The sequence below is a fragment of the Streptomyces gobitricini genome (genome assembly GCF_039532985.1).
Lineage (GTDB): Bacteria > Actinomycetota > Actinomycetes > Streptomycetales > Streptomycetaceae > Streptomyces > Streptomyces gobitricini.
Map to the genome: position 1 here is coordinate 12,932 of NZ_BAAASR010000001.1, position 16,746 is coordinate 29,677.

Consider the following 16,746-nt stretch of genomic DNA (forward strand, 5'->3'; position numbering starts at 1 on the left):
GGATGTGGCGCAACGGATGGGGAGGCAGGAACGACGGTGGCGGAACGTAGCACGGCTGCCGTCGACGTGGCCGACAACAGCGGTAACGACCCGCTGACCGCCAAGGCGGACAAGGCCGCGAGCGACGGGGTGGCGGAAGCGCAGGACACGGCGGAGCGGTCCGCCCAGGACGGCGACGGCGAACGGCGGGACGGAGAGCCGTCCGTCATCACGACGCCCGAGCTCCACAGTGGCCACAAACTCGCCAGACGCTACCGGCTCGAGGAGTGCGTCACCCGTCTGGACGGGTTCAGCAGTTGGCGCGCGGTCGACGAGAAACTGCGCCGGGCCGTCGGGGTCCATATCCTCCCCGCCGAACACCCGAGGGCCCGCTCGGTGCTGGCCGCGGCGCGCTCCTCGGCGCTCCTCGGCGACCCCCGCTTCGTCCAGGTCCTGGACGCTGTCGAGGAGAACGACCTCGTCTACGTCGTCCACGAGTGGTTGCCGGACGCCACCGAGCTCACCGCGCTCCTTGCGGCCGGCCCGCTCGAGGCCCACGACGCCTACCAACTCGTCAGCCAGGTCTCCCAGGCCATGGCCGCCGCCCACCGCGAAGGCCTCGCCCACCTGCGGCTCACGCCGAGCGCCGTACTGCGGAGCTCCACCGGCCAGTACCGGATCCGCGGACTCGCCGTGAACGCCGCACTGCGCGGCATCAGCGCCGACCGCCCGCAGCGCAGCGACACCGAGGCGATCGGCGCCCTGCTGTACGCCGCGCTGACCAAGCGCTGGCCGTACGAGGACGATGCCTACGGCCTGTCGGGGCTGCCCAAGGGCGTTGGCCTGATCCCGCCGGACCAGGTACGTGCCGGTGTGCACCGCGGCCTGTCGGAGATCGCCATGCGCGCCCTGGTCAACGACGGTGCGACCGCGTCCCGCCAGGAGCCTCCCTGCACCACGCCCGACGAGCTCGCCAAGGCCGTCGCGGCCATGCCGCGCATCCGCCCGCCGGAGCCTACTTTCCCGACTCCCCTCGAGTACCAGCGCACGACCTACCAACAGGGCAACTACGGCCGCCCCCAGGCACGCATCGGCTCGGCTTCGATGGCCGCGCCTATGCCGCCCCCTCCTCTGCAGAGCCGTACGGGCAAGGCCCTCAAGTGGACCGTGTCGGCGCTCCTCATCGCGGCCCTGGGCCTGGGCAGCTGGCAGGTGGCGGACAAGCTCCTCGACCGGGGGAGCAACAGCAAGACCGGCGAGACCGGTACCCAGACGTCTCCCGGCGGCCAGAACCAGAAGGAGCCGCAGAAGCCTCCGCAGCCGCTGCGGATCGCCGACGCCCGTGAGTACAAGCCCGGGGGTTCCGGCATACAGGAGCACGAGGTAGCGCACGCGGTGGACGACAGCCCCGACACCGCCTGGATCACCCCCCAGTACTTCGGCTACGCCAACTTCGGCAACTACCCCAGCCGGAAGCAGGGCAGCGGGGTCATCGTCGACCTCGGCAGCGTGCAGAACGTCCGGGGCGTCGACGTGACGATGTATCGCTCCGGCCAGAAGGCGCAGGTACTGACGGCCGACGAGGGGGCGACCGACCCCAGTGGGCCGGGGGACTTCACTCATCCCTTGACCAAGCTCAAGACAGTGGGCGACACCCTCAAGGCCACCGTGGACAAGCCCATCCGCACCCGCTACGTACTCGTCCACATCACGGAGCTGCCGCGTGACGGCGAAGGCGGCTACCGTGGCGGCATTTCCAGCATCAAGGTGCTCGGTTGACGCCTCCGGGCTCGACGAGTGCCGACGGTGACGGGTGGAGGGGAGGCGGGCGGCATGACGAGCGGGGCATCCGAGAAACCCAGTGACCAGGACCTCTTGGCGCGCCATGTGGCCGGCGATCCGGACGCCTTCGGCGAGCTCGTACGCCGCCACCGCGACCGTCTCTGGGCCGTCGCCCTGCGTACGCTGGGGGACCGCGAGGAGGCCGCTGACGCCGTCCAGGACGCCTTGGTGTCCGCCTTCCGGGCCGCCCACACCTTCCGCGGTCAATCGGCCGTCACGACCTGGCTGCACCGCATCACCGTGAACGCGTGCCTCGACCGGGCTCGCAAGGCCGCCTCTCGCAGAACGTCGCCCGTCGACGACACCGAGCGCCTGGAGCAGCTCCTGGAGCCCCATGAGTCGGCCGAAGCCCCGGCCGAGCGCCAGGACCTCCACCGAGAGCTGTTCGCCGCGCTCGGCAAGCTCCCCGAGGATCAGCGTGCCGCTCTGGTCCTCGTGGACATGCAGGGTTATCCGGTCGCCGAGGCGGCACGAGTCCTCGACGTACCGACGGGGACGGTGAAGAGCCGCTGTGCACGGGGGAGGGCTCGACTCCTTCCTCTGCTCACTCATCTGCGCGGTGACGCGGTGGATAACGATGGCCTGGACCGGGGAAGGAACCGGACGCCGGGGACGTCCGTCCCACCGGCGTCGGGACCAAGGGATGCAGGACCGAGTGATCCTGCTGCTGTGAAGGGCGGAGGTGGGCGCGCGTGACCACGACCGACACGACTCAGCACCCGGACGTCTCGGAAATCTCCGACCTCACGGAAGGGCTGCTGCCGCCCTCCCGGACGGCCGACGTACGCGCGCATCTGGACAGCTGCGCGCTGTGCGCCGATGTCCGGTCCTCCCTGGAAGAGATCCGTGGCTTGCTGGGCACCCTCCCCGGGCCGGCCCGGATGCCGGCCGACATCGCCGAGCGCATCGACGCCGCCCTGGCCGCCGAAGCACTGCTGGATGCCACAGCTCCATCAGCGGCGGTGAAGCGTGTTTCACGTGAAACAGTGCCCGCCGCTCCCCTCCCCCCCGGGCCGGTTCACGACGACCGTCCCACCGGCCGTCCACGCGCCACCACTGGCCCGGGCCGCGAGCGTCCCGCACGACGTCGGCGGCGCACCGCACTCCTCGGCGCGGTCTTCGGTGCCGCGGCCATGGGCGTGAGCGTCCTCCTCTTCCAGACCATTCAGTCCGGGGAGGACACCACCGGGTCCAGGACAGCGGACACGGCTGTCAGCGCGCCCGACGAGGGGGCGTTCTCCGGCATGCCCGTGGAAGAGCGGGTCGAAGCGCTGCTGGCCACTGCTGAGCCGCCCAAGTCCGCCCGCACCGAGAAGCAGCCCCCCTCCGTCGAGAAGCCGTCGATGATGTCCACCGAGGAAGCCGTGACCATCCCGTCGTGCATCCAGGCAGGCACCGGCCGCGATGACCAGGCGCTTGCCGCGCAGCCCGGCACGTACGAGGGAAAGGCCGCTTATCTCGTAGTGCTGCCGCACACCACGGACCCCTCCCGAGTGCAGGCGTACGTCCTCGACGCGTCCTGCGCCACGCGGGAGGACCCCAAGGCAGACGTCCTGCTGACGCGCGCCTACCCTCGTCCCTGACTCGCGCCTCCGTGCCGCTCGGGCACCGCGGGAATGCATGCCCCGTAGGATCCGTTGGGTGGGGTGAGAGGTCCTAGACCCGGCCCCTGTAGGCAGTAGGCAGTCCGCAGAGACGAGGAAGAAACCCGTGAGCGACGTCCGTAACGTGATCATCATCGGCTCCGGGCCCGCCGGCTACACGGCTGCGCTGTACACGGCGCGCGCGTCGCTGAAGCCGCTGGTCTTCGAAGGTGCCGTCACCGCTGGTGGTGCGCTCATGAACACGACCGACGTGGAGAACTTCCCCGGCTTCCGTGACGGGATCATGGGCCCCGACCTGATGGACAACATGCGAGCCCAGGCCGAGCGCTTCGGTGCCGAGCTCGTCCCCGACGATGTGGTCTCGGTCGACCTGACCGGTGACATCAAGACGGTGACGGACACGGCCGGCACTGTGCACCGTGCCAGGGCCGTGATCGTGACGACCGGTTCCCAGCACCGCAAGCTGGGCCTGCCGAACGAGGACGCGCTCTCGGGCCGGGGCGTCTCCTGGTGCGCGACCTGTGACGGGTTCTTCTTCAAGGACCAGGACATCGCCGTGGTGGGCGGCGGCGACACCGCCATGGAGGAGGCGACCTTCCTCTCCCGGTTCGCCAAGTCCGTCACCATCGTCCACCGCCGGGACACCCTGCGTGCCTCCAAGGCTATGCAGGAGCGCGCCTTCGCCGACCCGAAGATCAAGTTCGCGTGGGACAGCGAGGTCGCGGCGATCCACGGTGAACAGAAGCTCTCCGGTCTGACGCTGCGCAACACCAAGAGCGGTGAGACCTCCGAGCTGCCGGTCACTGGTCTCTTCATCGCCGTGGGCCACGACCCGCGCACGGAGCTGTTCAAGGGCCAGTTGGAACTGGACGACGAGGGCTATCTCAAGGTGAACGCGCCCTCGACGCGCACCAACCTGGCCGGTGTCTTCGGCGCTGGTGACGTCGTGGACCACACCTACCGTCAGGCGATCACCGCTGCCGGTACCGGCTGCTCCGCCGCCCTGGACGCCGAGCGTTTCCTGGCGGCCCTGGCTGATGGCGAGAAGGCCGCCGAGCCGGAGAAGACCCCCACGGTCTGATCACTTATTTCCCCACCCACACCCCGCGAAGTGAAGGAGGCCGCCGTGGCCGGCGACCTGAAGAACGTGACCGACGACTCCTTCGAGGAAGACGTCCTCAAGAGCGACAAGCCCGTGCTGGTGGACTTCTGGGCCGCCTGGTGCGGTCCGTGCCGCCAGATCGCGCCGTCGCTCGAGGCCATCGCCGCCGAGCACGGTGACCAGATCAGCATCGTCAAGCTCAACATTGACGAGAACCCCGCCACGGCCGCCAAGTACGGTGTCATGTCGATTCCGACGCTGAACGTCTACAAGAACGGCGAGGTCGACAAGACCATCGTCGGCGCCAAGCCGAAGGCCGCCATTCTCCGGGACCTGGAGCCCTACCTCGGAGACCAGGTCTCCAAGGCCTGACACCTCTGTTTCACGTGAAACACGAACGGCCCACCCCTGCGGGGTGGGCCGTTCGGCATACCGGGGACGGTCAGGCAGCCGTCACAGGGGCCGTAGGGCCGGCTCCTTCTGCACGGCTCCCAGCAAGCGATCGAGAGCCAGCTCGACGTCTTCCTTCCAGGACAAGGTCGTCCGCAGCTCCAGACGGAGCCTCGGATACGCGGGATGCGGGCGGACGGTCTTGAACCCCACGGACAGCAGGTGATCCGCGGGTAGCACGCATGCCGGCTCCTTCCACCGAGCGTCGCCGAATGCCTCGATGGCTTTGAACCCACGGCGCAGCAGATCCTTCGCCACCGTCTGGACCATCACGCGTCCCAGCCCCTGCCCCTGGTAACCGGGGTTGATCCAGGCCGTCATCAGCTGAACCGCGTCAGGGGACACCGGGCTCGTGGGGAAGGCGGTCGAGCGTGGTACGTACGCAGGCGGGGCGTAGAGAACGAACCCGACCGGCACGTCGTCCACGTAGACCACACGGCCGCAGGACCCCCAGTCCAGCAGCACGGCGGAGATCCAGGCCTCCTTCTCCAGCTCCGGAGTGCCTGCTTTTACCGCGGCTTCTCCGCTGACCGGATCAAGCTCCCAGAAGACGCACGCGCGACACCGCTGGGGGAGATCCGGAAGGTTGTCCAACGTGAGCGGTACGAGCCGACGCCCCATGAAGGCTGTTCCTCACTTCCTTGGCCTGCCGCTCCAAGAGCGGCGGTCAGCACGCTCCGTTCCCGGAGCAAGCTGCCGATGAACCCGCCGACCGCACCGAGTCCCAGTCCTGCTGTCAGCAGTTGGCTGCGGCTCACCTCTCGCATGCCTGGCTCTCCCTCCGAGGTGGATCAGGCGGATGCGCATACCAGAACGCATCGTATCGATCGGGTGATGACACGCATACGGGAAGAGGCCAAAGGGCGGACCGTGTTCCGGTGAACACCGGCACACGGTCCGCCCCAACCTCTGACGAGCAGCAGGGAGGACGCTCCCCCGCTCAGCCCTGGTCGCCGTCCTCGGGGTCCTCCTCCGCCAGCCCCTTCTCAAGGACCCGGCCCTCCCCCGGAGCAAGGGTGCCGAGGATCCGCTCCAGGTCCTCCATCGAGGCGAACTCGACGACGATCTTGCCCTTCTTCTGCCCCAGGTCGACCTTCACCCGCGTCTCGAAACGGTCGGAGAGCCGGGTGGCCAGCTCCGAGAGCGCCGGCGAGACGCGGGTACCGGCACGCGGCCCTTTCGCCTTGGGCGGGCTGCTGGGCTCGGAGCCCATCAGCGTCACGATCTCCTCCACCGCCCGGACCGAGAGGCCCTCGGCCACGATCCGGTAGGCCAGCTTCTCCTGGGTCTCAGGGTCGTCGACCGAAAGCAGGGCCCGGGCGTGCCCCGCCGACAGCACACCGGCGGCCACCCGGCGCTGGACAGTCGGTGACAGCCGCAGCAGACGCAGCGTGTTGGAGACCTGCGGCCGAGAGCGACCGATACGGTCGGCCAGCTGCTCGTGAGTGCAGTTGAAGTCCTTCAACAGCTGGTCGTATGCCATGGCCTCTTCGACCGGGTTCAGCTGCGCCCGGTGCAGGTTCTCCAGCAGCGCGTCCAACAGGAGCTTCTCGTCCTCGGTGGCACGCACGATCGCCGGAATGTGCTCCAGGCCCGCCTCACGGCAGGCCCGCCAGCGGCGCTCACCCATGATGAGCTCATAGCGCTCGGGGCCCAGCTGCCGCACGACAACAGGCTGGAGCAGCCCCACCTCCCTGATGGAGGTCACCAGCTCGGCCAAGGCGTCCTCGTCGAACACCTCTCGCGGTTGGCGCGGGTTCGGCGTGATCGCATCCAGCGGAAGTTCGGCGAAGTACGCGACGGCCGACGTCTCGGCCTCGGCGACCACCTCCGGCTCTGCGACCGGAGGCTCACTGTCCACGGGCTCCGAGCTCTGCGGCAGCGTCGCCACTTTCGCGGCCGCCACTCCGCGCTCCGCGGCCAGCGACGGGATCGCCCCCGGGGAGGTGGATCCCACTCCCACCGAGGTCGTCTGCCGCTCCTGCGGTGCGGCGGGGATCAGTGCACTGAGCCCACGCCCCAGCCCCCTACGTCGCTCACTCACTGGATCCCCTCCGACATGCTGTGCTGGGTGTTCTGATTGCCCCCGGAGGTGTGCTGGGCGTCGTAGTGGATACCGACGCCCCGCAATGCGATCTCGCGCGCCGCTTCGAGATACGACAGCGAGCCGCTGGAACCGGGGTCGTACGTCAGGACCGTCTGCCCATAGCTCGGGGCCTCCGAGATACGGACCGACCGCGGAATGCTGGTCCGCAGTACTTCGTCACCGAAGTGGCTGCGGACCTCCTCGGCCACCTGTGATGCCAGCCGGGTCCGGCCGTCGTACATGGTGAGGAGGATCGTCGACACATGCAGGGCCGGGTTCAGATGGCCCCGCACCAGATCGACGTTCCTCAGCAGCTGACCGAGGCCTTCCAGCGCGTAATACTCGCACTGGATGGGAATGAGCACCTCGGCGCCGGCCACCAGGGCATTGACCGTGAGCAGGCCGAGCGAGGGCGGGCAGTCGATGAGGATGTAGTCCAGCGGCTGCTCATACGCCTGGATCGCTCGCTGGAGCCGGCTCTCCCGCGCCACCAGCGACACCAGCTCGATCTCCGCACCGGCGAGATCGATGGTGGCCGGGGCGCAGAACAGACCCTCTACATCGGGGACCGGCTGCACCACATCGGAGAGCGGCTTGCTCTCCACCAGGACGTCGTAGATCGAGGGGACGTCGGCATGGTGGTCGATCCCCAGAGCCGTGGACGCGTTGCCCTGCGGGTCGAGATCGACGACCAGGACGCGAGCACCGTGGAGTGCCAGCGAGGCAGCGAGGTTGACCGTAGTGGTGGTCTTACCCACCCCGCCCTTCTGGTTGGCAACCACCATGATGCGTGTCTGCTCAGGCCGGGGAAGTCCCTCACCCGCACGGCCCAGAGCCTCTACCGCCAGTTGGGCGGCTCGACCAATGGGGGTGTCGTCCATCGGGGGCGGCGTTTCACGTGAAACATCCTCCCCCGCCGATTCGGTACGGGGACCGGGGACCGGATCGGTCATCGGTCCCGCGATGTTGGCGTCGGACCGCAAGGATTCACTCTCCTCGGCTTCAGGCTCGCGATGAGGAGAGCCTGCCATGCTTTCGGTGTCGTGAACCAGCGAGGCCCGTGGTTCTGTGGAGAACTCCACCTTTGTGGACAACTCCGTAGCCCTCGTGGGTGGCTTACGGTCGCGCGGCGTGGCAGCCGCGCGACCGCGGCTGATGATTCCCTGCAGCAGTGAGCGACGTTTCACGTGAAACATTGATGCACTCGTCGCAGAGTCAGGGCGTCACGACACTCCGAAATGCGTACGTATGAGGATCAACCAGATGTCAACGGCGTCGGCGCGAGGGCCTGGCAGCCTTGGCGCGCTTGGCGGCGAACCTCACACCGCCGGGGCTCTCACCGACCTCCACACGCACCACGGTCGACAGCGGCTCGACAATTCCTTCGCCCACATGAAGAACGGAAGTCTCCACGACGCCCAGCTTGCTCAATGCGGCTCGAGCGCCCTGGATCTCCTCCTCGGCCGTGTCGCCCTTCAGTGCCAGCATCTCTCCGTACGGCCGCAGCAGGGGGACACCCCAGCCCGCCAGACGGTCCAGCGGAGCGACAGCCCGCGCAGTGACGACATGGACGGGCGGCAGCTTGCCGAGGACTTCTTCGGCCCGCCCGCGCACCACGGTCACATGGTCCAGACCCAGCAGCTCCACGACTTCCTGGAGGAAGTTCGTACGGCGCAACAGCGGCTCAAGAAGGGTGATCTTCAGGTCGGGCCGGACCAGCGCGAGCGGGATACCGGGCAGTCCGGCTCCGGAGCCCACATCGCAGACCGTGACCCCCTCGGGCACGACCTCGGAGAGCACCGCGCAGTTCAGCAGGTGCCGCTCCCAGAGTCTCGGCACCTCACGAGGACCGATCAGTCCACGCTTGACGCCCGCGTCCGCGAGGAGCTCCGCGTACCGGACAGCCTCGGGGAAGAACTCACCGAAAACCGTCCGCGCTTCTTGAGGCGCATGGGGAAGCTCTTCTGCCTCCGTCACGGGAACCGTCCTTCCGTACCGCATTACCGCACTGGGCGCTGGCCCCAGTGATCAGTGACTATCAGGCTGACAAGGATCGGCCCCGCCTGCGAACAGACGGGGCCGACACTGCGAAATGCGGTCAGGCAGGGAGTACGACGACGAAGCGCTGCGGCTCCTCGCCCTCGGACTCGCTGCGCAGACCGGCGGCGGCCACCGCGTCATGCACGACCTTGCGCTCGAACGGGGTCATGGGCTGCAGTTCCACCGGCTCACCGGTGCTCTTCACCTCGTCGGCCGCCTTGGCGCCCAGCTCGGCGAGCTCGGTCCGCTTCCTGGCCCGGAAGCCCGCGATGTCCAGCATCAGTCGGCTGCGGTCCCCGGTCTCCCGGTGCACGGCGAGACGCGTCAGCTCCTGAAGCGCCTCCAGCACCTCGCCGTCACGGCCCACCAGCTTCTGGAGGTCCCGGCTGCCCGAGTCGCTGACGATCGAGACCGCGGCGCGGTCCGCCTCGACGTCCATGTCGATGTCGCCGTCGAGATCGGCGATGTCGAGCAGACCCTCGAGGTAGTCGGCCGCGATCTCGCCCTCCTGCTCCAGGCGGGTCAGGGTGTCGCCACCCTGGGCGGCGGAGGTGATGCCTTCCGTCACGGATGGACTCCTTCTTACTTCTTGGACGACGGGTGCTTGGGCCGCTGCTGGCCCTTGCGCTGTCCGGACTTGGCTTGGCGAGTGGAACCGGCGGGCTTGGCCGGCTGCTTCGTCTTGGGCTCCTGGGGCTGGTCGGCCTTCTCCAGGGAGGTCTTCGCCGGAGGCTGCTGACCGCCTCCGGCCTGGCGCTTCGCCTTGGGCTGGCGCTTGGGCTGCTGGCGCCGGGCCGCTGCCGCGTTCTCCGCCTCGGCGGTGGCGGGGTCGACCTTCTTCACGTTGCCGTCGGGCTGCGGGGTGAACCCGGCCTTGGCCAGCGTGGTGACGAACTTGCGCTCGTTGTCGTTGCGGTCGGGGCCCTTGGCCACGATCGCCTGGACGACGGCGCGGCGGCGGCGGCCTCGGACCTCGCCATGAGAGGTGACGCTCTTCACCAGACGCTGCAAGTAGTGGTCCTGTGCCTTGCTGCCCGGGGTCGGGTTCTGGTTGATCACGTACATCTGCTGGCCCATGGTCCACACGTTGGTGGTCAGCCAGTAGACGAGGACACCGACCGGGAAGTTGATGCCCATCACGGCGAAGATGACCGGGAAGATGTACATCAGCATCTTCTGCTGCTGCATGTACGGGGTCTTCACCGACAGGTCGACGTTCTTCTGCATCAGCTGGCGCTGGGTGAAGAACTGCGACAGCGACATCAGGACGATCATGACCGCGGTGACGACGCGGACATCCGTCAGGGAGGCGTTGAGCGCCTCGACCTTGCCCGGGTCGTCCATGAACTTGGCCGCGATGGGCGCGCCGAAGATGTGCGCCTCACGAGCGCTGTTCACCAGCTCCTGGTTGAGGACACCGATCGTGTCACCCGAGGCGATCTTCGAAAGCACGTGGTACAGGGCGAAGAAGAACGGCGACTGCGCCAGGATGGGAAGGCACGAGGAGAGCGGGTTGGTGCCCGTCTCCTTGTACAGCTTCATCATCTCTTCGGACTGACGCTGCTTGTCGTTCTTGTAGCGCTCCTGGATCGCCTTCATCTTCGGCTGGAGCGCCTGCATGTTGCGGGTCGACTTGATCTGCTTCACGAAGAGCGGGATCAGGCAGATCCGGATGAGCACCACCAGGGACACGATCGACAGGCCCCAGGCCCAGCCCGTGTCGGGGCCGAACATCGCCCCGTACAGCTTGTGGAACTGGACGATGATCCACGAGACAGGTGTGGTGATGAAGCTGAACAGACTGGCAATCGTGTCCACTAATCAGGCTCCTTGAGCATGGGGCGGGGTCTCTGCGGCCGGGCTCGTCTCGGCGGAGTGCCCGCCCTTGCCGCCGCGCAGCGCGTCACGCAGCATTTCGTGCCAGCGGGGGCGCTTACGAGGGGGAACATGGTCCACGCCGCCGGGCGACCACGGGTTGCACCGCAGGATGCGCCAGGCGGTCAGGGCTGTGCCCTTGACCGCGCCGTGCCGGTCGATGGCCGTGAATCCATAGTGGGAACACGACGGGTAGTACCGGCAGACGGGCCCGAGCAACGGGCTGATCGTCCACTGGTAAAGCTTGATCAGGGCCAGCAGCGGGTACTTCATCGCGCGCCCCCTCCCAGCAACCGCTGAAGGGCGGCATCCAGGTCTTGGGCCAGCTGTGCATGATCGGCGTCGCCCGCACCGGGCAGCGCACGTACTACCACCAGGCTACCGGGGGGCAGTGCGGGCAGCCGGTCGCGCATCAGATGGCGAAGCCTGCGCTTCACCTGGTTACGGACGACGGCGCCACCCACGGCTTTGCTGACGACGAAACCCGCACGTGTCGGGGGAGCGGTCTCCCCTGACGCGTGCGGGTCCGTTGCACCGCTTCTTAGGTGGACGACGAGGAGCGGGCGGCCGGCCCGGCGTCCTCGGCGTACCGCGGTCGCGAAGTCCTCGCGCCGCCTCAGCCGATTCTCGGTAGGCAGCACGTCATGACCTGTTTAAGTGATCAGGCGGACAGGTTGGCGCGACCCTTGCTGCGGCGGTTCGCCAGGATGGCGCGGCCGGCGCGGGTACGCATGCGCAGACGGAAACCGTGGGTCTTCGCGCGACGACGGTTGTTCGGCTGGAAGGTGCGCTTGCTCACTCGGGGGCTCCAGAAATGATTCGGGTGGTGGCGGGACATCGCCTGGCTGTCACCGTGCGCCCACGAGTAGCTCGCAATACGCCCGAGTGCACCGCTTCACGATCACTGACCGTGATCATTGCCCATCGGAGGCAGGCGGCAGCAGCCATCGACAACTCGACCTGGTCACGGTACGCGCGGCTACGCCATCCGGTCAAACCGGCACTGAGCCGTGGTCCACTATGCACAGGCTGTGGACAACAACTTGAACCACGCGAGCCGCCGCGACTACCGTGGCTGAACTCGGATTCCTTTCCTGCCTGTCCTTCCATCCCGTCCCGAGAACCACACATTCGTGGGACCTGTGAGAGAGCGTGCCTTGTGGCTGACGTACCTGCTGATCTTGCCGCAGTGTGGCCACGAGTGCTCGAGCAGCTCCTGGGGGAAGGCCAGCAGGGCATCGAGCCGAAGGACAAGCAGTGGATCGAGCGCTGTCAGCCGCTGGCCCTGGTGGCGGACACCGCTCTGCTGGCCGTCCCCAATGAATGGGGCAAGCGTGTCCTGGAGGGCCGGCTCGCACCGCTGATCAGCGACACGCTCAGCCGGGAGTGCGGCCGCCCGATCCGGATCGCGATCACGGTCGACGACTCTGCGGGTGAGCCGCCGCCCGCTTCGCCGCCGCCCGGCAGGCATCACCAGCAGCAGTCCCAGCAGGCCCGCTACGACGACCGCCAGCAGGGCGAGCCGTACGACAAGCCGTACGAGAAGTACGACGGCTACGGCCACCGGCCGATGCCCGACGACGGCCTGCCGGGCGTGCGCCCGGCCTACCCCGACTACCAGCAGCAGCGCCCCGAGCCGGGATCCTGGCCGCGCACCCAGGAGGACCTCTCCTGGCAGCAGCCGCGCCTCGGCGGCTACCAGGAGCGCGACCCCTATGCGACGTCCCGGCCCCAGCAGCCGCACCACGACTACCGCGGCCCCCAGGCGCCCGACCCGTCCCCGTACGACCAGCCGCGCGGTGACCGGCGCGAGCTGCCCGAGGCTCCCGGCCAGCAGCGTCCCGGCGGCGGCGCCGGGAACGCGGCGAGCGGCAGCGGGGCGGGGGCGCCGGGCGGCCGCCCCGGAGAACCGCACGCCCGGCTGAACCCCAAGTACCTGTTCGACACCTTCGTCATCGGGTCGTCCAACCGGTTCGCCCACGCGGCGGCCGTCGCGGTCGCGGAGGCGCCGGCGAAGGCGTACAACCCCCTCTTCATCTACGGGGAGTCCGGGCTCGGCAAGACTCACCTGCTGCACGCGATCGGCCATTACGCGCGCAGTCTCTACCCCGGCACGCGCGTGCGGTACGTGAGCTCGGAGGAGTTCACCAACGAGTTCATCAACTCGATCCGTGACGGCAAGGGCGACACCTTCCGCAAGCGCTACCGCGATGTGGACATCCTGCTCGTCGACGACATCCAGTTCCTGGCGAGCAAGGAGTCGACGCAGGAGGAGTTCTTCCACACCTTCAACACGCTCCACAACGCCAACAAGCAGATCGTGCTGTCCTCGGACCGGCCGCCCAAGCAGCTGATGACCCTGGAGGACCGGCTGCGCAACCGCTTCGAGTGGGGCCTGACCACCGACGTGCAGCCGCCGGAGCTGGAGACGCGGATCGCGATCCTCCGCAAGAAGGCGGTGCAGGAGCAGCTCAACGCCCCGCCGGAGGTGCTGGAGTTCATCGCCTCCCGCATCTCGCGGAACATCCGCGAGCTGGAGGGGGCGCTGATCCGGGTGACGGCGTTCGCGAGCCTCAACCGGCAACCGGTCGACCTGGTACTGACCGAGGGCGTGCTGAAGGACCTGATCCCGGGTGGCGAGGACGCCGCCCCGGAGATCACGGCCGGCGCCATCATGGCGGCCACCGCCGACTACTTCGGGCTGACGGTCGAGGACCTGTGCGGGTCGTCGCGCAGCAGGGTGCTGGTGACGGCCCGCCAGATCGCGATGTACCTGTGCCGGGAGCTGACCGACCTGTCACTGCCGAAGATCGGCGCCCAGTTCGGCGGGCGCGACCATACGACGGTGATGCACGCCGACCGGAAGATCCGGGCCCTGATGGCGGAGCGGCGCTCGATCTACAACCAGGTCACCGAGCTCACCAACCGCATCAAGAACGGCTGAGGCCAGCCGAGCCGAGCACCGCTGGAGCCCCCGTCCGGGGCGGCCGAAACCGCCGACCGGGCCGGGGGCTCTCCCGTCCCCCGTGGCCGGGGGCTCTCCCGTCCCCCGTGGCCGGGGGCTCCGCGCGTCTCCCGTCGGCCGGGGCTGTGCGGTGGCCGGGAGGGCGGAGGCTTGTGCGCGCCGGGGAAGCGGCACCTGTGGCGGGGTGGGTGCGGACGGGGGCCCGGGGGCTCGGAGCCCCGGCGGACGGAAGGACACGCGCCCGGGGCGGGGCCGGGGGCTGGGCCCATAGCCCGGGTCCGGGGGCTGGGCGTACAGCCCGGGCCGGGGGCTCTGTGCATGCGGGGTGCGGGGCCCTTCGCGAGCCGAGCTGAGGCGGGCGCATTGCCCGGCCCGGCGGATGCAGGGACACACGCCCGGGAGCGGGCGCTGGGCGCGCATGGCCGGGTTGGGCCCCACGCATGCGAGGGGCCTGGCGAGCCGGGGTGAGGCGGCGCACGCTCGGCCCTGGGGCTCTGCGCCCCGGCGGAGGGGAAGGACACACGCGGCGGGAGCGGGGCGCTCGGCGTGCGGCCTGGGCGTGGCTCCGCGCGTGCGGGGGGCTGGAGCGGCCCGTATGGCGGGGGATGAAGCGGTCGGTGGCCGGTGTACGGAGGGGCTCGCGCCGGGGACGGGACACCTTCCGGAGGCGCGGGGAACCAGTGGCGGCACACCCGGCGGGAGCCGCGTACGCCTGGAGCGGCGTGGGCGCACAGGCGGTGGAGGGCGGCTCGCGAGCGCCCCGAGGGGGGCTCGGTCCCTGCCGGAGGCGCCTCGGAAACACCCCGTGGGTCGGTTTCGGGCGGTCCTTCCCCTACTCCACAGCCTGTGGCCGGACCGGTGCCGTTCGAATAGTTCGGTCGGTCACCGCGTTCTCCACAGCTTTGGGGACGACCTTCGATCCACAGGCTGGGGACTGGGAAGTTGTCCAGGTCCCTTCCACAGGGAGGCGTGCGAGGATCGCATCCCTGCAGATCAACGGCTTGTGGATTTGTGGCTGAGCGCTCTCCACAGGCTGTGGACACTTTCGCCGTCCACAGGGTCGGCTCCGCGTTGTCCACCGGCGGCCCACAGGGACCGGTCCATGGTCCACAGCTTCTCCACACCCCTGTCCACTGTTCGGCAACGAAACGCCCGGGCTCACCGGGCAGAGTGAAAGCGGTCACACCAAGGAGGTCGGTTGGCCTGTGGGGAAGCTGGGTAAAACTGGGGACGGCGCTGGGGAGAAGTCGGCCCCTCCTGTGCATCGGGTGTGCAGAACTTTCCCGCGTCCACAGAAAGGGGTGGTTGTCCACCGGTCCCGCCCACAGGCGCGGTGGACAAAAAACGGGCCGTGACCTGGGTGGATGGGGTTATCCACCGTTTCCACAGGCCCTACTACTACTCCCACTCAGAGTTACCGGTGAATCCGCTTGGAAGCGGGGCCTGTGCACAACTCGGCGCCGGAGCGGCCGGTGCCTCCCGTCGCGACTTGACCCCGAGCCGCACCGACTGTCGGTGGCGTGCGTCAGACTGGTTCCCGCAGTCGACGAAAGAGCCAGCAACAGCAGGAGGCGGTTCCGGTGAAGATCCGGGTGGAGCGCGATGTACTCGCGGAGGCGGTGGCCTGGGTGGCCCGCAGCCTCCCGGCCCGTCCGCCGGCGCCCGTACTCGCGGGCCTTCTGCTGAAGGCCGAGGACGGCGCGCTCAGCTTCTCCAGCTTCGACTACGAGGTCTCCGCGCGGGTCTCGGTCGAGGCCGAGGTGGAGGAGGGCGGCACGGTCCTCGTCTCCGGCCGCCTTCTCGCCGACATCTGCCGTGCCCTCCCCAACCGGCCGGTGGAGATTTCCACAGACGGTGTACGGGCGACCGTGGTCTGCGGCTCCTCGCGGTTCACCCTCCACACCATGCCTGTGGAGGAGTACCCGGCGCTTCCGGAGATGCCGACCGCCACTGGCACCGTTCCCGGCGAGGTCTTCGCCTCCGCCGCCGCGCAGGTCGCCATCGCGGCCGGCCGTGACGACACGCTGCCCGTCCTCACCGGCGTACGCATCGAGATCGAGGGCGACACGGTCACGCTGGCGTCCACCGACCGGTACCGCTTCGCGGTCCGTGAGTTCCTGTGGAAGCCGGAGTCCCCGGACGCCTCGGCGGTCGCCCTGGTGCCCGCCAAGACGCTGCTGGACACCGCCAAGGCGCTGACGAGCGGTGACACGGTCACGCTGGCGCTGTCGGGCTCGGGCAAGGGCGAGGGTCTGATCGGCTTCGAGGGCGCGGGCCGTCGCACCACCACCCGCCTGCTCGAGGGCGACCTCCCGAAGTACCGCACCCTTTTCCCCACCGAGTTCAACTCGATCGCGGTGATCGAGACGGCTCCGTTCGTCGAGGCCGTGAAGCGTGTGGCGCTGGTGGCCGAGCGGAACACGCCGGTCCGGCTGAGCTTCGAGCAGGGTGTGCTCATCCTGGAGGCCGGTTCCAGCGACGACGCACAGGCTGTGGAGCGTGTGGACGCCCAGCTGGAGGGCGACGACATCTCGATCGCCTTCAACCCGACGTTCCTGCTGGACGGCCTGAGCGCGATCGACTCCCCGGTCGCCCAGCTCTCCTTCACCACCTCCACCAAGCCGGCGCTGCTGAGCGGCAAGCCGGCCGTGGACGCGGAGGCGGACGAGGCCTACAAGTACCTGATCATGCCGGTGCGGCTGAGCGGCTGAGTCCCCGGCCGGGGAGGGTGCGCCTGAGCGGCTGATCAAGCGCCCGATGAGCGCCCGACCCCACAGGTGTGCGCCCGCGTCCGGGCGTAGGC

16 protein-coding genes are annotated in these 16,746 nt (G+C 68.9%); 7 read left to right on the forward strand and 9 right to left on the reverse strand.

Going from position 1 to position 16,746, the window contains the following annotated elements:
• Positions 1-36: 36 nt before the first annotated feature.
• The 5 genes from ABD347_RS00040 to trxA all read left to right on the forward strand — a co-directional run bounded on the left by ABD347_RS00040 (position 37) and on the right by trxA (position 4,899).
• Complete coding sequence (locus ABD347_RS00040) at positions 37-1,758, forward strand: protein kinase family protein (protein WP_344354878.1); 1,722 nt, start codon at positions 37-39, stop codon at positions 1,756-1,758.
• 54 nt (positions 1,759-1,812) lie between these two features.
• Positions 1,813-2,517, forward strand: a complete 705-nt coding sequence (gene sigM / locus ABD347_RS00045; RefSeq protein ID WP_344354880.1) for an RNA polymerase sigma factor SigM — start codon at positions 1,813-1,815, stop codon at positions 2,515-2,517.
• Positions 2,514-3,404: an anti-sigma factor gene (locus tag ABD347_RS00050; protein WP_344354883.1), complete on the forward strand. Its 891-nt coding sequence runs from the start codon at positions 2,514-2,516 to the stop codon at positions 3,402-3,404. Before sigM ends, ABD347_RS00050 begins: the two co-directional genes overlap by 4 nt.
• A gap of 127 nt (positions 3,405-3,531) precedes the next feature.
• Entirely contained in the window at positions 3,532-4,506 is a 975-nt protein-coding gene (trxB, locus tag ABD347_RS00055) for a thioredoxin-disulfide reductase (RefSeq protein ID WP_344354885.1), read from the forward strand.
• Positions 4,507-4,551: 45 nt separating this feature from the next.
• Complete coding sequence (trxA, locus tag ABD347_RS00060) at positions 4,552-4,899, forward strand: thioredoxin (protein WP_344354888.1); 348 nt, start codon at positions 4,552-4,554, stop codon at positions 4,897-4,899.
• An 81-nt stretch (positions 4,900-4,980) separates the two neighbouring features.
• On the opposite strand, the gene ABD347_RS00065 is transcribed toward trxA, so the two are convergent.
• The 9 genes from ABD347_RS00065 to rpmH all read right to left on the reverse strand — a co-directional run bounded on the left by ABD347_RS00065 (position 4,981) and on the right by rpmH (position 11,777).
• Entirely contained in the window at positions 4,981-5,598 is a 618-nt protein-coding gene (locus ABD347_RS00065; protein ID WP_344354891.1) for a GNAT family N-acetyltransferase, read from the reverse strand.
• A 319-nt stretch (positions 5,599-5,917) separates the two neighbouring features.
• Positions 5,918-7,021 carry a ParB/RepB/Spo0J family partition protein gene (locus ABD347_RS00070; RefSeq protein WP_344354893.1) on the reverse strand — a complete coding sequence of 368 codons (1,104 nt, stop codon included), beginning with the start codon at positions 7,019-7,021 and terminating at the stop codon, positions 5,918-5,920.
• Positions 7,018-8,094: a ParA family protein gene (locus ABD347_RS00075; protein ID WP_344355241.1), complete on the reverse strand. Its 1,077-nt coding sequence runs from the start codon at positions 8,092-8,094 to the stop codon at positions 7,018-7,020. Before ABD347_RS00075 ends, ABD347_RS00070 begins: the two co-directional genes overlap by 4 nt.
• A gap of 235 nt (positions 8,095-8,329) precedes the next feature.
• A complete protein-coding gene (gene rsmG / locus ABD347_RS00080; protein ID WP_344354896.1) occupies positions 8,330-9,040 on the reverse strand; it encodes a 16S rRNA (guanine(527)-N(7))-methyltransferase RsmG in 711 nt (236 codons plus the stop codon).
• Between the two features lie 121 nt (positions 9,041-9,161).
• Positions 9,162-9,671, reverse strand: a complete 510-nt coding sequence (locus ABD347_RS00085) for a Jag family protein (RefSeq protein WP_344354899.1) — start codon at positions 9,669-9,671, stop codon at positions 9,162-9,164.
• A gap of 14 nt (positions 9,672-9,685) precedes the next feature.
• A complete protein-coding gene (gene yidC, locus ABD347_RS00090; RefSeq protein ID WP_344354902.1) occupies positions 9,686-10,921 on the reverse strand; it encodes a membrane protein insertase YidC in 1,236 nt (411 codons plus the stop codon).
• A gap of 3 nt (positions 10,922-10,924) precedes the next feature.
• A complete protein-coding gene (gene yidD, locus ABD347_RS00095) occupies positions 10,925-11,251 on the reverse strand; it encodes a membrane protein insertion efficiency factor YidD (RefSeq protein WP_336321155.1) in 327 nt (108 codons plus the stop codon).
• Positions 11,248-11,619, reverse strand: coding sequence for a ribonuclease P protein component (gene rnpA / locus ABD347_RS00100; RefSeq protein ID WP_344354909.1), 372 nt, complete (start codon positions 11,617-11,619; stop codon positions 11,248-11,250). Before rnpA ends, yidD begins: the two co-directional genes overlap by 4 nt.
• Positions 11,620-11,639: 20 nt before the next feature.
• Positions 11,640-11,777, reverse strand: a complete 138-nt coding sequence (rpmH, locus tag ABD347_RS00105) for a 50S ribosomal protein L34 (protein WP_018846094.1) — start codon at positions 11,775-11,777, stop codon at positions 11,640-11,642.
• A gap of 360 nt (positions 11,778-12,137) precedes the next feature.
• Here rpmH and dnaA point away from each other — a divergent pair, with 360 nt between their 5' ends.
• Both dnaA and dnaN read left to right on the forward strand, forming a co-directional pair.
• The gene (gene dnaA, locus ABD347_RS00110) at positions 12,138-13,922 is read left to right on the forward strand and encodes a chromosomal replication initiator protein DnaA (protein ID WP_344354916.1); all 1,785 of its coding nucleotides are present in this window, start codon (positions 12,138-12,140) and stop codon (positions 13,920-13,922) included.
• Positions 13,923-15,523: 1,601 nt separating this feature from the next.
• Positions 15,524-16,654, forward strand: a complete 1,131-nt coding sequence (gene dnaN / locus ABD347_RS00115; RefSeq protein WP_344355242.1) for a DNA polymerase III subunit beta — start codon at positions 15,524-15,526, stop codon at positions 16,652-16,654.
• The last annotated feature ends 92 nt before the right edge of the window (positions 16,655-16,746 follow it).

Excerpts from the sequence above, each read along its gene's own strand:
- sigM (WP_344354880.1), top strand. The coding sequence starts at position 1,813 with ATGACGAGCGGGGCATCCGAGAAACCCAGTGACCAGGACCTCTTGGCG.
- ABD347_RS00065 (WP_344354891.1), bottom strand. The coding sequence starts at position 5,598 with ATGGGGCGTCGGCTCGTACCGCTCACGTTGGACAACCTTCCGGATCTC.
- ABD347_RS00075 (WP_344355241.1), bottom strand. The coding sequence starts at position 8,094 with ATGGCAGGCTCTCCTCATCGCGAGCCTGAAGCCGAGGAGAGTGAATCC.
- yidD (WP_336321155.1), bottom strand. The coding sequence starts at position 11,251 with ATGAAGTACCCGCTGCTGGCCCTGATCAAGCTTTACCAGTGGACGATC.